Below are 14,736 nucleotides of genomic sequence, written 5' to 3' on the forward strand. Positions count from 1 at the left end.
TACTAGGCAAACGCTAAAAATTGCTTATAATGAATCCAAGACATCGCTTATGTCTTTGAAAAAACTAGCAGGCAAACACGATAAATATCTTTCACATTATATAAAATCGCGGTGCCTATAGTAGGAAATTCTAGCAAAGGATAAGCATAGAAATCAGAAACATCATGTTTCGAGCAATCATTGTATGAAGGGAGTCAATCTATGAAACTATTTACAAAAACCACATTAGCTGTTGCCGGTATCAGTATTGCTAGCATGGCATTTGCCGCTGATCCATTAGCCAATACCACTTGGCAGACGTTTGATGAAGGTCAGCCAAAAGGTACTGTAAAAATTACTGAATCTAATGGCGTGTTGACTGGTAAACTTATTGCTGCTAATACGGAAAAGGGTAAACAATATATTGGTACGACAGTCATCAAGGGCCTGAAATCTGATGGCAATGGCAAATATAGTGGCGGTACAATTACTGACCCAGCAAAAGGTAAAGACTATCGTATGACAGCTACCTTAAGTGGCAATACCTTGAACATCAAAGGGTATATCGGTCCATTTTCACGCAGTCAACAGTGGAAAAAGAAATAAGCTGATCGTATATTTTTTATAAAGTTAAAACTAATAAAAACCCGCAGAACCTTTTGGCTCTGCGGGTTTTTTGTTGGATGAGTATTTAGTAAAACATTCTCATGTTATCTGACAAACTCTGGATACGCTTCCATACCACACTCAGCGATATCCGCGCCTTCATACTCATCTTCTTCAGAGATACGTAGACCAATCACTAATTTGATAATCGACCACACGATTAAGCTGGCAACGAACACCCATACAAAGATCGTGGCAGCACCAGCGAGTTGTCCGACAAACGTGACGCCTGAATTGGTAATCGGTACAATAAGTATGCCAAACAGACCTACCACACCGTGAACTGAAATAGCACCAACTGGATCATCTATTTTTATTTTATCCAATGCTAAAATAGACAGTACCACGATGACACCAGCGATCAAACCAAATAGAGTGGCTTGCAGGGCAGAAGGTGTAGAGGGTTCTGCGGTAATTGCGACCAAACCTGCAAGTGCACCATTTAAGAGCATGGTCAAATCTGCTTTGCCAAAAATTAAGCGAGCGATTAGTAGTGCGCCAATAGCACCGCCTGCTGCTGCTGCGTTGGTATTCAAAAATACCACAGCGACTGAGTTGGCACTGGCAATATCGCCAAGTTTTAATACAGAGCCGCCATTGAAGCCGAACCAGCCCATCCATAAGATCAGTGTACCAAGGGCCGCGAGTGGTAAATTTGCTCCAGGAATAGCACGTATCTCACCATTAGAGCCATATTTACCTTTGCGTGCACCTAGTAGCAAAACACCTGCCAAGGCTGCTGCTGCCCCTGCCATATGTACAATACCAGAACCGGCAAAGTCAGAAAAACCCATGTCGCCAAGATTGTATAAGCCAAAGACATCATTACCGCCCCATGTCCAGCTTCCTTCCAACGGGTAAATAAACCCAGTCATAATGACCGCAAACAATAAAAAGGACCATAGCTTCATACGCTCAGCCACTGCACCTGATACGATGGACATACAGGTCGCAACAAACACCACTTGGAAAAAGAAGTCAGACGCAGCGGAGTAAACAGAATCACCACCAAAGCCATTTTCTGCTGAAGCAGCCAAAGCATCTTGTACCAATGTCTCACCGCCTGCGATACCGCTTAAGAAAAACTCGCCACCATACATAATCGCGTAACCGCATACCATGTACATGATACTAGCAGTAGCAAAAAGGGCGACGTTTTTGGTTAAGATTTCAACCGTGTTTTTTGAACGAACCAGACCGGCTTCTAGCATAGTGAAGCCCGCTGCCATCCACATGACTAGCGCCCCACATATTAAAAAGTAAAAGGTATCAAGTGCGTACTGGAGCTCGAAGATTTGGTTTTGCATGTTAATTCCCCCTTGAATTGATGCAATAAGCTATCGGTATGACTGTTATGGTCTATCTATAAATTGGTCTGATGCGTTAGATAGCATCAGGACCTGTCTCGCCTGTACGTATACGGATGACTTGCTCAAGCGCTGTGACAAAGATTTTGCCATCACCGATTTTACCTGTACTAGCAATGCGAGTAATGGCTTCGATTGCAGGTTCAACCATCTCATCGATAACAGCCACTTCAACTTTTACTTTAGGTAAAAAATCCACCACGTACTCTGCGCCACGATAAAGTTCTGTGTGACCTTTTTGGCGACCGAAACCTTTGACCTCAGTAACAGTGACACCTTTTACTCCGATGTCAGAAAGCGCTTCACGTACATCATCGAGCTTAAACGGTTTTAAGATCGCAGTGATTAGCTTCATAAAAAATTCCTTATTTGTGTGATGCCGCAGGTTGATAGAGACATTAGGATATATCGTATCGCTGCCTTGCTTACTATTAGTCATTCAAGAACTGTGCCAATTTACTCAAGGGGGGAGGTAAATCGGATATATTTTCTAAGAATGATGACAGTTGTGGCAAAAGATACTGACTCTGCTACAACGGTAAAAGCCATTGTAGCCAGCATAACTAATGCCTATCGACCTTTGGCGTGAACCAACGAAAACTTTATTATAACCAACTTTTTAAGTGCTTGGGGAGGCTATCCCCTTATTTCATGTGATGTTTTGCTAACTTGATTTTATAAGGCATTATTAGAATTTGATAAAGAGAGAATGAAGAGATGAGCGCAATAAAGACAAGCAGCAGAGCCTGATGTTACTCATACTCTGCGCTTAGATAGAGGAGACTTGGGTCTAAAACTACGCGTAATCTTTCGGTAAAAGAAGGTAAGGTGTTTTAGTACTGTGTAGCAGTTTTTTGGTATCGCTGCCTTTTAGTAGGCCACGCAGACGAGATTGGCCAAACGCGCCTGTCATCAAAAGCCCGATATTGTTTTGAGTTTGATAGTAATTCAAAGCCGCCGTCACATCACGGCAGTCTAATAGGGCTTTTTTAGATTTGATACCCGCCTGCCTGAGGCGCGCATAGGCTTCACGTAGCGCATCACAATTCTCAGAGTTCTCTTTGCCTACCATGACAATGTGAACCGTCAAAGCACGAACAAGGGACGTTTTGCACAGCCAATTGAGGAGTTTGTGAGACGTTGGACTATTATCGAAGGCGAATAAGGCCGTAGTAGGGGGCAAAAATGGTGCATGAGTCACCAAAATGGGGCAATGACTGACTCTAATCAGTTGGCCCAATGTTGATTTGCAGGTCACATGATGACCGATCACAATCAATTGTGCCTCATCATCGACATAATCGATACTCTCACTCAAGTTTTCATGACGATGTAAGGTATAAGTCTTAAGTTTATGGCGCTGCTGTTCGCAGTAGGTGGTGGCTTGATGTAGCAGCAGTTTGCCTTGCGATTTTAGTTCACAATTACCTAAATGCTCTGTGGTTGTAAACTGCTCAAGCAAAGTGTTTTCATCATCGATATTCAGGCAGCCTGAATAATTGACAGCGGCTTTTTGTTGCAAGCTTGGTACAGAATGTAGCAATCCCACAGGTGCTTGCATACGAGTAGAAGCCCACATACTTGCCTCTAATACGGCCTGTACATGATCTGGGCAGTCCAAGCAGGCGATCACACTATCGGGTTTTAAATTACTCATAAGACCACTCTATCATTGCAGTAATAAGATGCAGCTGCTTGCTTCAAGTAAGGGCAGTCAGATTGATACCCAGTTTTTATGCCAATACAGCTGTTTATTCAACCGTTTATTGATGATCGACATCTGACGGTCTGTTCGATCAATAAATGTAGCGTTGATTAATCGAGCAAACCAATCTCGCGAAGATCATGGACAGAAAAGCGATCAATCAAGGTTCGGCTTGCATGATTGAGTCCCACCACTTTGACATCTGTGCCTTCACGTTGCAAGCGCATAACCAGCTTATCCAACGTATCGACGGCACTGATATCCCAAAAATGTGCTTGACTGACGTCGATCTGAACGTTGTCTAACGCTTCTTTGGTATCAAAACTGCCTAAAAATTGTGTCGTAGACGCAAAGAAAACTTGCCCTTGCACATAATAATAGCGTGTGTTGCTGCTTTCATCATACTCACTAAATATGGTTAAAAATTGACCAATCTTATTGGCAAATGCCAAAGCGGAGAACAATACACCCACACCCACGCCATAAGCCAGATTGTGTGTAAACACGGTGGTCAAAACGGTCGCTAACATCACAATGTTGAATGACATAGGATGCGTTTTAAACTCGCGAATAGATTGCCAATTAAACGTACCGATGGAGACCATAATCATCACTGCAACGAGGGCTGCCATTGGAATTTGGCTGACCCACTCACTTAAAAACACCACCATGATGAGCAAAACCGCCCCTGCGATCAAGGTAGACAACCGTGTTCGCCCACCTGATTTGACATTGATCATGGACTGACCAATCATCGCACAGCCTGCCATACCACCAAAAAAACTAGACACAACGTTTGCCATACCTTGGCCGCGACATTCACGGTTTTTATCACTTGGGGTGTCTGTCAACTCATCAACGATGGTCGCTGTCATCATAGACTCTAATAAACCAACGATGGCAAGCGCGATGGAATAAGGCGCGATAATAAACAACGTGTTTAGGTTCAATGGAATATCAGGCAGCAAAAACATCGGTAGTGAGTCAGGCAGATCGCCCATACTGCCAACATTACGAATATCAAGATTCATATACATCGCAACAGCGGTTAATCCAACAATACAGATAAGCGGTGAAGGAATGACACGCCCAACCTTAGGAATAAGCGGGAACAAGTAGATAATCGCTAAACCCACTGCGGTCATGATATAAACCGTCATACCGATGCCTTCAGTCATCGGGTTTAGCTCTGGTAGCTGAGCGGCGAATATCAATATTGCCAGCGCATTGACAAAGCCAATGACCACTGAGCGCGAAACAAAGCGCATCAAATTACCAAGCTTTAAAATGCCCATCACAATCTGAAAGACACCGCATAATAGAGTCGCTGCCAGTAAATACTGTAAGCCATGCTCGGCAACCAAATCGACCATCACCAACGCCATAGCCCCTGTCGCTGCCGAAATCATAGCAGGACGACCTCCGACAAAACTGATGACCACAGCGATACAAAACGAAGCGTATAGGCCAACTTTGGGATCAACCCCTGCGATGATAGAAAAAGCAATGGCTTCAGGAATTAAGGCCAGTGCAACGACCAAACCTGATAAAACATCACCGCGTACATTGGAAAACCACTCATCACGTAAGTTATCAATAAAAGATGTCATAAGTAAACTGTATAAGGTTGGAGGCAAAAAGAGTAATCATTATTCACTGATAAAATGATTGCGTCGCTATAATCATAGCGGGTCATTTTTACAACAACGTGAGCTGTGTCGCGTTGTGGTATCGAATTATTAAGGGCTAGTACAAAGTATGTTTACTAGTTTGTTTACTCACACTACGCATGCGCTCAACAATCATCAACACAAGGATAAATGCTGTGAGATTGCCTAAAAATCATGTTTAAAATAGGATGCGTAAAGTCAGGTATTAAAAATAGCGTATATAATAACGAATAGCGTCAGCAGTGAGTTGCTGCGTTAGAGAGTGATAAATAACCTGTCAGATGACAGCGATAGTCTGATATACCGTTATCACAACATGGGCTTTGGCTAAAGAGATGACAATAGCGCGCCAACAGTGACAACATGATAAACTAAAACGGGTGGATTAATACCCAGTCATATATAAATCAGAATGACTATTATAACATTAGCTTCTGTATATAAAAACAGGCGCATCATAGCATAAAGTCATAAAAAAGCAGTACCGAAATCTAAGCGATACCGTTATGATGCTTCTCATCTCAATGGTATCGTTTTGCTTATTGCCACCCTAGGTTTGTTTGATGCCATTTCGCGCATTTAATAGAAGGAATAGATATGACCACCAGTACTGCAGCAGACGTTTTACTTCATAAAGGCAGTGGTCTACAAGTCGTGGTCGGTTTGGGACAGTCGGGGCTATCGGTCGCGCGCTATTTGGCCAATCAAGGCTATCAGGTAGCTGTCACAGATGCGCAAGCTGCACCCAAGTTAGCCAATCAGTTACCTCCTGAGATTAGCATTCGCCAGTTTGGTGGCATCGACGCAGAGCTATTACAACAAGCGGCGCGTATTATTATTAGTCCTGGTATCTCTCTTGATACCAGTGCTGTGGCGGCTGCACGGCAAGCCAACATTCCTGTCGTCAGTGATATTCAGCTATTCTGTGAAGCTTGCACTGTACCAATAGTAGCGATAACAGGCTCTAACGCCAAAAGTACAGTGACGACATTGGTTGGAAAAATGGCAGCGGATGCTGGGGTGAATGTTGGTGTCGGAGGTAACATAGGCGTACCAGCATTGACCCTACTTGCCAATGACGATATGGAACTGGCCGTGCTTGAATTGTCCAGCTTTCAGCTAGAAACGGTGACCAATTTGGGAGCGCAGGTGGCGACGGTACTGAATATGTCGCCTGATCATTTGGATCGCCATGGCGATATGCTTGGCTATCATCAAGCAAAACATCGCATCTTTCAAGGTGCCAAATCTGTGGTCATCAATCGAGAAGACGCACTCACTCGCCCGCTGGTTGCCGATAACCTACCTAGAGTGAGCACCAGTATTCAGGCTCCTGATAAGGGGCAGTATGGTCTTATCATTGATTCTGAAGGTCAAACTTATCTTGCGCGCGGTACAGAAAGGCTACTGTCGGCAGACAAACTGTTGATTAAAGGTCGTCATAATTTGCTCAATGCCCAAGCTGCATTGGCGTTAGGTGAGCTTGCCAGTTTGCCACTTGATAGCATGCTACAGACTTTGCAACAGTTTTCAGGACTTGATCATCGCTGTCAGTACGTCGCCAAAGTTGCCGATATTGACTATTTTAATGATTCAAAAGGTACTAACATTGGCTCGACCATAGCCGCTATTCAAGGACTCGGCGAAGTCTATGCGCCAAAAGATGGTAAGCTATTATTGATTTTAGGCGGGCAGGGTAAAGGTCAACAATTTGGTGAGTTGACGTCTTTTATCAATCAATATGTCAGTCATGTACTGATGATTGGAGAAGATGCCAAAATGATCGAGCAGCATCTTCGATCAGCTAAGCTAAGCGAGGATGTCGCACTCTATCAGTGTCAGACGATGGAGAATGCTTTTGCCACTGTACCGCAAGTGACTAAAAGTAGCTTATCACAAGTGCAGGCTGTGTTATTGTCACCAGCTTGTGCCAGCTTTGATCAATATAGCGGTTATGCTGCCCGTGGTGAACACTTCATTCAACTCGTTAATCAGTTGAGTATGGCCAATCAGGTAGTCTGATTAAGTAGATGCTTGCATTTTCTGCATAAATGATTGTTTTGGCTATAGATTACTGCTACTGTCAACCATGATTAGCCTATTGGGTAGTAGCCTCTATGGTTCGCTCAACGATATGTTCCATATTAAGGCTGTATTGAACGGGGAATAGATGTTGAGTACGACATTATTCCTCTATCAGGATTGGGCCGTACTGTCGGCATCTGATTCGATTTACTTCTTATTTTTCAAACGGTGGCGTTTAATAGACGCCGTGTTTTTTCGTTCGTTAGTGTATATAAAATTATGGCGCTCTCTTCCTTGTTTCGTTCCTCATCTCAGCCAAAACCAGCCTCAGGTACAGATGGTGTGCTATCTATACCGTCAGCCCGTGCCATCTTAATCTCAAGCGTCGGCTGTATGATGGTACTGAGTTTATTGATGGTGGCTTCTGCATCCATTCCTTTTGCGCTCAGTCGCGGTATGACAGAGCTTTACTTTTTTGATAACCAGCTTCTATATATGGCCATCGGTCTGATAATTGCGGCTATCCCTTATTATGGCGTGTCCTTACGAACCTTATATAAGACTGAAACTCAGTTTATGTTATTGGGTATCACTGGCTTATTATTAGTAGCCACCTTGTTTAGTGCGCCAATTAATGGTTCTAAACGCTGGCTAAATTTGGGCGTTTTCAATTTTCAGGTGGCAGAGTTGGCCAAATTGGTCATGATAGTCTTTGTGTCAGACTTTGTGGTGCGCCGCTCATTTGAAGTACGTAATGGATTGGATGGCTTTTTGCGGATTATGTTGGTGGTTGCGCTGATAACTATCTTGTTGTTGTCACAACCAGATTTTGGTTCCTTCGTTGTGATTTTAGGTACTATCTTTGCGATTTTTTATATCGCTGGTGCCCCTTATAAGCATTTTTTAGCATTGGGTGCAGCCGCCATTGGTGGTGCTGTTCTGATGGTGACAACGGCACAGTATCGATTGGTGCGTGTGCTGTCGTTTGTCGATCCTTTTGACGATGTGCAAGATACCGATTATCAGTTAGCACGCAGTTTGATTGCTTTTGGTCGCGGAGAGTTTGCCGGGGTGGGTTATGGTGAGAGCATACAAAAACTCTCGCATCTACCAGAGGCGCATACCGATTTCTTGTTGGCCATTACGGGTGAAGAACTGGGGTTTGTTGGTGTCGCTATGGTATTGATACTCGAGGCACTAATTATTGGTAGTGCGATGCGTATTAGTTATAACGCGCTAAAACGTCGACAGATGCGTATGAGCTATACCGCGTTTGGGATTGGTGTGGTGTTTATCGCGCAGACAATCATTAACGCTGGTATGAATATGGGTGCGCTCCCAACCAAGGGCTTGACCATGCCATTCTTCAGTTACGGTGGTTCTTCTATGCTGATTAGCTTGGTGATGGTTGCATTACTATTGAAAATCTACAAAGAGAGTCCTGAGATTGAAAAGAGTCAGTGCCGTTATTACTAAATGAAAATTGAAAGCGCTACGCCAATAGCGAGGTAAGACTGGTATGAATTTTACTCGCTTGCTGCGTGTTTGGCACGTCAGAGGCTTCGAAAAATTCATCTCAGTCTTATAGTAGCATTCATAGTAATAATGGTCTTAATAAGTGAATTTTGAGTTTGTTAAAGCGTCGCTAATGGCGGCGCTTTTTTGTGCTTATTACTCAATAGCGCTGAGCTGTTGTTTGCCTTGTAGAGGCGTATTATTCCACTGAGCAATCGCCTGTTTGAGCATATTGGCGGGTGTGTCTTTGTCAACGACAGGCTGCTGTAATAGCTGGAGCGCTTTAGCAATTAAACCACTAGGATCACGTGTGTCGATGGGCTGAGCAAGATTTTGTTTAGAGAGTTTTTGCCCGTCTGGGTTGCAGATTAGTGGTAAATGATACCAATGGTCGACGGCTGGCAGCTGAGCGGCCTGCATGATACTGACTTGTGCTGTTGTCATTGGCAAGATATCCAAGCCTCGCATGATATGAGTGATTTGCTGCAAACCATCGTCGATACTCGCTGCCAATATATAATTAATCATACCATCTTGGCGACGAGCCACCATGTCCCCCAGTGTCTGCTGAGGATTGTCCCATTGTATGCCTTGAATTCCGTCGTTAAAGCCAATCCAATAATTTGGTAACTGTATACGTAGCTTATGCTGCTGCCTATCTAGCTCTTTAGAGACACAGCAGCGTGGATAATGCGTTCTATTTGGCTGTAATTGATGGGTTTCATTCAGAGCGTTTGCCTGCTCTTCCTTTTCCCAATACTGCTCCAAATTCTTACGTGAGCACTCACAACCGTAAGTTAAAGGACGCAGAGCAGAGGATAAGTAATCATTATAAATATCGATGCGTTCGGACTGGTAAATAACATCGCCATCCCAATACAGCCCAAGCGCTTCTAGGTCTATTAGGATTTGTTCAGTAAACTGCTGGTCGCAGCGCTCGGTATCCGTATCTTCAATGCGTAATAGCCATCGACCACCCAATGATTTTATGTGGCAAAAGCTGGCAAGAGCGGTCGTTAATGAGCCCAGATGTAATTCACCAGTTGGTGAAGGAGCAAAACGGCCAATAGGCGGGGGTGTGATTGACGTTGGCATAAGAATTTGAATGGCTTGTAAAATAAAAGAGAAGTGATAAAAAAGATATATGTCTAGAATAATAAAGATAGTTGCAAAAAGATATGCATAAACTAGGTCTATTTTAGTTAGATTTAGTTCATGGTGATCATCATGCGTATCAGCTGTCTTTACTCTAGCGCAGAAAAGACAATTACTTATGATTGCTAGTCAAAATTGCACAGTATGAAACGCAACGAGCGACCAATAGCATGGTCGCTCGTGTTTTTACTTAACGTATCGTATTATGTGAGAAAATCTTTTAAGCGCCCTGATTTTGACGTTCTTTGATCTCAGACAGTGTCTTACAATCAATACATTGGGTGGCTGTCGGACGAGCTTCAAGACGGCGTAGACCAATCTCTACCCCACAAGTCTCACAAAATCCATAGTCGTCATTTTCAATTTCTGCCATAGATTTGTCGATTTTGCGGATAAGCTTACGTTCACGGTCACGCGTACGTAAAGCCAATGCAAACTCTTCTTCTTGAGTGGCACGGTCATTGATATCTGGCATGGCACTTGATTCGTCTTGGATATAGGTTTTAGTACGATCCGCTTCACCAATCAATTGGTTCTTCCAGTCTAATAAAATAGCCTTGAAGTGCTCTAGCTGCGCATCAGACATATACTCTTCGCCTTCGGCAGGCATATAAGGAGTAAATTTCACTTCACTCGGGTTTGTGGTCAGGGTGCTCATATAGGTATCCTACTTTTCTCAAATTAATTCAATAAAACGACGTATCAAAAGACAAGACGCTATCAATTTACCAACGCTAAGATTTGTCCCTTTACTAAACGTTTTACCACTTGGTGACACAAGTAACACAGCTGATCTAATAGTACGGTATCTTGATGTGCTGACATTGACACATGGCTAGTCAGGTATATTGTTGTATATTTTTTTATTTAAATAGCATCGTCTATACAATGCTACAAATTGTTGACTGTGAAAACTTAGCTTGTGGTCGGTCAAGCCATCCTAGCTATTATAATTCTGCCCAATATCCAATATCAGGTAGTCCTCGTTTTATTTTATAAGTTGTATCATTGTTTCTAAAAATAATGAAGTGATTTTTCATATTACCAACCTCTTTACCTCGTGAAGCCTTCCACATTCAACCAAAATATATGGGCTAAAACCATAGCGCATAAGGCCTAGACTCATTAGGTTGTCAATAAATCTGGGCATCAAGTATCCAGTCTTTCAACCCAGCTTGCAACCTTTCCATTGTTGGCTAATTGCAACCAGCGATAACCAGGCTGAGTGCTTTTATCATAAGCAAAATCGTTTTCAAAAGGCTTAAACTGGTAACAAGTAGAGGGCGTGCTGTAGACCGTCACCCCTTGACGATGACGAATCTGATCTTGGTGAGTATGACCGCTGATAATGACTTTTAAATGTTCATATGCTGCCATATGTTGCCAAAAGTCTTCGGCGTTTTCTGTCATATGACCATCAATCCAAGCAGAATCTACTGGTATTACATGGTGGTGTAGAGCAATTAAAGCAGGTTTATCGCAGCTCTCTAGTCTTTTACACAACCAATCAATATCCGCAGGCGTCACTTCACCTGCCACTTTACCTGTGATAGACGAATCCAATAACAACAACTGCCAATAATCTGTATCAATGACATGTCGACTCAGTAAACGGGCATCGGTTGGCTGAGGAATCAATTGACGCTGTAAAAACGGTAAATCTGAACCTGCTTCATCGGTGACATCATGGTTGCCAGCAATACAAGCAAACGGGATGCCAGTTGCGTGTAGTGTCTCAAAAATATGATCATAAATCGTGGTCTTAACTTGATTGACCAAGTCGCCAGTCACAAGAATCAAATCACAACGAATTTCTGTACTTAATGCTTGGTGTAGAACGGTCTCAAAGCAATCTTGACAAACAGCTGCTTTATCATCGCCATCCGTTATAGACGTCAGAGGCGTTGATAAGTGCAAATCTGTGATCTGTAGTATGTTTACCTGTTTATCTACTGTGCTGATTTTATGAGCCGGATAGGTTGGCATTGGATGAGCCCCTTATCGAGTCAAAACAATGAATGTTGTTAAAATAAATAAGTAAGCGCCTTCTATCGTTTACTGCCGTTATGCGTCGCATCAATGAGCATCTTCAACGAAAGTCTAACGTGGTTGTCAATAATGCTAAGAAAAATTTATAACATAAAGCCCATGAAAGCTCTAGCATTATTGATAAAATAAAGTTGAATTAGAAAGTAGAGCAAAACAATAATGCTTGGCCCTATATAGCGATTAATGACGAGCAGACCAAAACTTCTTAGCGATCAGTTTTGAGACGATTAGCGCCACAAAGAATAAAATGGCTAGGATTAATACGATAGAGAGTCCAGTCTGTATATCGAGCCAGATGCTACCCCAAACGCCTAATGTGACACCAAGCTGAGCAATAAGCAATGCTATGATTACCATATGTTTCGGTGATTTTGACCATAGGCGCGCTGTGAGTGCTGGCAAGACCAACAAGCCACTGATTAATAAACTACCCACCGCTTGTAAGGCAATCGCGCAGAATCCTGCCAGCACACCCATAAAAAATAGTCGCTGACGGGTTGGATTGATGCCCTGAATACGGGCTAACGCTTCATGGGTGGCAAGTTTGATTTGCGCCGGCCATATATAAATAAGCAAGCCCAATCCAACGGCTACGCTGCCAGCAATCAACGGCAAATCGGCCCAATCTAGCTCAAGCAGATTACCAAATAAGAATCCCAGCACATTGGCCTGATGGTCGGTCAACTGAGTCAAGGTTAATAGACCCAAACATAGTAAAGATACCGCCACAACTGCCAATACGGCATCAGATGGCAGGCGCTCATCATCAATCAGTACTAAGCCAAATACCACCACAAGACTGACCAAGCCAATACCAATACCCATTGGTAACTGCCACCATACTGCCAAGGCAACGCCGAGTAAGGTGCCATGTGCCAATGCATCCGCAAAAAATGCCATACGTCGCCACAATACCAAACAGCCTAAGGGTGCTGATAATAGCGCTAAAATACTGCCAGCGATCCAAGCAGGGGCAATGATGGCTAACCAAGCAGTCATAATATATATCCGTAAAATTTTTATAAAACATAACGCCGAATGCAAATATTATGCATTCAGCTTAGGTGGGTTTGATGGTAATAATTAGAGCTCAAGCTCACTTGGCGCGCGATGTGTACAAGCGTGAGGTTGATGTACATAGGGCTGCTCGTAGTAATGACCAAAAAGCTTTTGAAATTCTGTGCTAATCGCAAGCTCGCTTGGTTGCCCCTCACAACAAATATGCTTATTCAGACAAATCACTCGGCGACTGCCTCTCATGACCCAATGTAAGTCATGGGATACTACCAGCATGGCACAACGCAAGAAATCTGGTAATTGATCGATGAACTGATAAAGCCAAACCTCAGTGTCAGGATCCAATCCTTGCATAGGTTCATCCAAAACCAATAAATTGGGCTTGTCTAGTAATGCTCGAGCCAGCAATACGCGCTGTGTCTCCCCACCAGATAAATGTAGCATTTGTCGCGATAATAAATGCGTCAATGACAAATTATCAAAGATGAACTGGCGCTGCTCAGGCGTTAACCTTGTTTTGTTTGCTTGCTCCAATAAATCGCTTACTCGTAACGGTAGTATGGGCGGTACAGTAAAGCGCTGCGGCACATAGCCAAGCTGCAAGGGTTGATGTGCTTTAATGCCACCTTTGGTTGGATCAATCAACCCTAAAATCAGCTTCACCAATGTTGACTTACCAGCGCCATTAGGACCGACAAGACTCACTGTTTCATTGACAGCAATATCGATATCAATATCTGAGAGTAACCGCTGTTGCCCGATGTAGTAACTCACGTTTTGCAAACTCAATAGCTGCGTTTTATCATCGATAGCGTGAGTATCAGTGGGAGAGACTGATTGTTTATTCGAAGAGAAGGCAGAAGTTTTCATAAGGTCACAGCGACTTAATTAAAAAAGAATAGAAATAAAAAGAATAGAAATAAGAAGTATCAGTAATAATACGACTTATCTTGACTGGCATGTCTGACATAAACCACTCAGCTCAATCACACTACGTGCGACAACAAAACCAATGTCTTGTTCAGCAAAACCCATCATCTCTTGTACGGGCAAACTACTACATTCTTGTACACGTTGGCACTGCTCACAAATCAAAAATGCTGCCGTATGTTGCGCTCTTGGATGACAACAAGGTACATAAGCATTGATAGAAGTCAATTGATGAATCAAGCCTTCACCTAATAAAAACTCCAAACTGCGATAAACGGTCGGCGGTGCAACGTTCTTCGGGGCTTGTTGTTTTGATGATCCTTTTGGCGTCTCATCTGAGATATCAGATTCCAACGATCGCATTTGCTGCAACTGGGTGATTAAATCGTAGGCACCAATAGGTTTGTTGGCCTCTAATACCAACTGATATATTTGTTGACGCAAAGCAGTAAAGCGTGCGCCAGTTGAGGTACATTGCTCTTTGGCTGCCGCCAAACGTTCAGTTACATCCTGCGGCGTAAAGTCTTGTACATCATGCAAATGTTCGCACATAGATAAACTGTTGGACATACTGCATGCTCCTAAAAATAAAATGGCTCATTTTATTATAGTGTTTTTTGTTTTATCATAGTATTTTTTATTGTTATAGTATAACATA

The 14,736-nt window shown here is 43.0% G+C and carries 13 protein-coding genes; 3 read left to right on the top strand and 10 right to left on the bottom strand.

Translation table 11 applies throughout. The annotated features are described in order from the left end of the window. Positions 1–201: 201 nt before the first annotated feature. Complete coding sequence (locus tag FW759_RS12450; RefSeq protein ID WP_062845652.1) at positions 202–585, top strand: DUF2147 domain-containing protein; 384 nt, start codon at positions 202–204, stop codon at positions 583–585. Positions 586–689: 104 nt separating this feature from the next. Here the strand turns inward: FW759_RS12450 and FW759_RS12455 are convergent, their stop codons facing one another. The 4 genes from FW759_RS12455 to FW759_RS12470 form a co-directional block, all read right to left on the bottom strand. After that, positions 690–1,952: an ammonium transporter gene (locus FW759_RS12455; protein ID WP_062845651.1), complete on the bottom strand. Its 1,263-nt coding sequence runs from the start codon at positions 1,950–1,952 to the stop codon at positions 690–692. Between the two features lie 76 nt (positions 1,953–2,028). Continuing rightward, on the bottom strand, positions 2,029–2,367 hold the full coding sequence (locus tag FW759_RS12460) for a P-II family nitrogen regulator (protein WP_010197981.1): 339 nt from the start codon (positions 2,365–2,367) through the stop codon (positions 2,029–2,031). Between the two features lie 441 nt (positions 2,368–2,808). Continuing rightward, positions 2,809–3,669, bottom strand: coding sequence for a universal stress protein (locus tag FW759_RS12465; RefSeq protein WP_062845650.1), 861 nt, complete (start codon positions 3,667–3,669; stop codon positions 2,809–2,811). A 158-nt stretch (positions 3,670–3,827) separates the two neighbouring features. Continuing rightward, positions 3,828–5,327: a SulP family inorganic anion transporter gene (locus FW759_RS12470; RefSeq protein WP_446443154.1), complete on the bottom strand. Its 1,500-nt coding sequence runs from the start codon at positions 5,325–5,327 to the stop codon at positions 3,828–3,830. A 657-nt stretch (positions 5,328–5,984) separates the two neighbouring features. Here FW759_RS12470 and murD point away from each other — a divergent pair. Both murD and ftsW read left to right on the top strand, forming a co-directional pair. Continuing rightward, positions 5,985–7,409, top strand: a complete 1,425-nt coding sequence (gene murD, locus FW759_RS12475; RefSeq protein ID WP_446443155.1) for a UDP-N-acetylmuramoyl-L-alanine--D-glutamate ligase — start codon at positions 5,985–5,987, stop codon at positions 7,407–7,409. Positions 7,410–7,691: 282 nt separating this feature from the next. Continuing rightward, positions 7,692–8,888, top strand: a complete 1,197-nt coding sequence (gene ftsW / locus FW759_RS12480) for a putative lipid II flippase FtsW (RefSeq protein WP_167541803.1) — start codon at positions 7,692–7,694, stop codon at positions 8,886–8,888. Positions 8,889–9,083: 195 nt separating this feature from the next. On the opposite strand, the gene gluQRS is transcribed toward ftsW, so the two are convergent. The 6 genes from gluQRS to FW759_RS12510 form a co-directional block, all read right to left on the bottom strand. Next, positions 9,084–10,022, bottom strand: coding sequence for a tRNA glutamyl-Q(34) synthetase GluQRS (gluQRS, locus tag FW759_RS12485; protein ID WP_446443156.1), 939 nt, complete (start codon positions 10,020–10,022; stop codon positions 9,084–9,086). A 280-nt stretch (positions 10,023–10,302) separates the two neighbouring features. After that, positions 10,303–10,740 carry an RNA polymerase-binding protein DksA gene (gene dksA / locus FW759_RS12490; RefSeq protein ID WP_446443157.1) on the bottom strand — a complete coding sequence of 146 codons (438 nt, stop codon included), beginning with the start codon at positions 10,738–10,740 and terminating at the stop codon, positions 10,303–10,305. 491 nt (positions 10,741–11,231) lie between these two features. Further along, positions 11,232–12,068: a metallophosphoesterase gene (locus FW759_RS12495; RefSeq protein WP_446443158.1), complete on the bottom strand. Its 837-nt coding sequence runs from the start codon at positions 12,066–12,068 to the stop codon at positions 11,232–11,234. Positions 12,069–12,311: 243 nt separating this feature from the next. Beyond that, positions 12,312–13,130: a metal ABC transporter permease gene (locus FW759_RS12500; protein WP_062845644.1), complete on the bottom strand. Its 819-nt coding sequence runs from the start codon at positions 13,128–13,130 to the stop codon at positions 12,312–12,314. Positions 13,131–13,214: 84 nt separating this feature from the next. Then, entirely contained in the window at positions 13,215–14,018 is an 804-nt protein-coding gene (locus FW759_RS12505) for a metal ABC transporter ATP-binding protein (protein WP_446443159.1), read from the bottom strand. Positions 14,019–14,093: 75 nt separating this feature from the next. Then, positions 14,094–14,648 (bottom strand): Fur family transcriptional regulator, encoded by a 555-nt coding sequence (locus FW759_RS12510; RefSeq protein ID WP_062845643.1) that lies wholly within the window; start codon positions 14,646–14,648, stop codon positions 14,094–14,096. Between the last annotated feature and the right edge of the window lie 88 nt (positions 14,649–14,736).

The organism is Psychrobacter sp. 1176_08 (assembly GCF_052850615.1).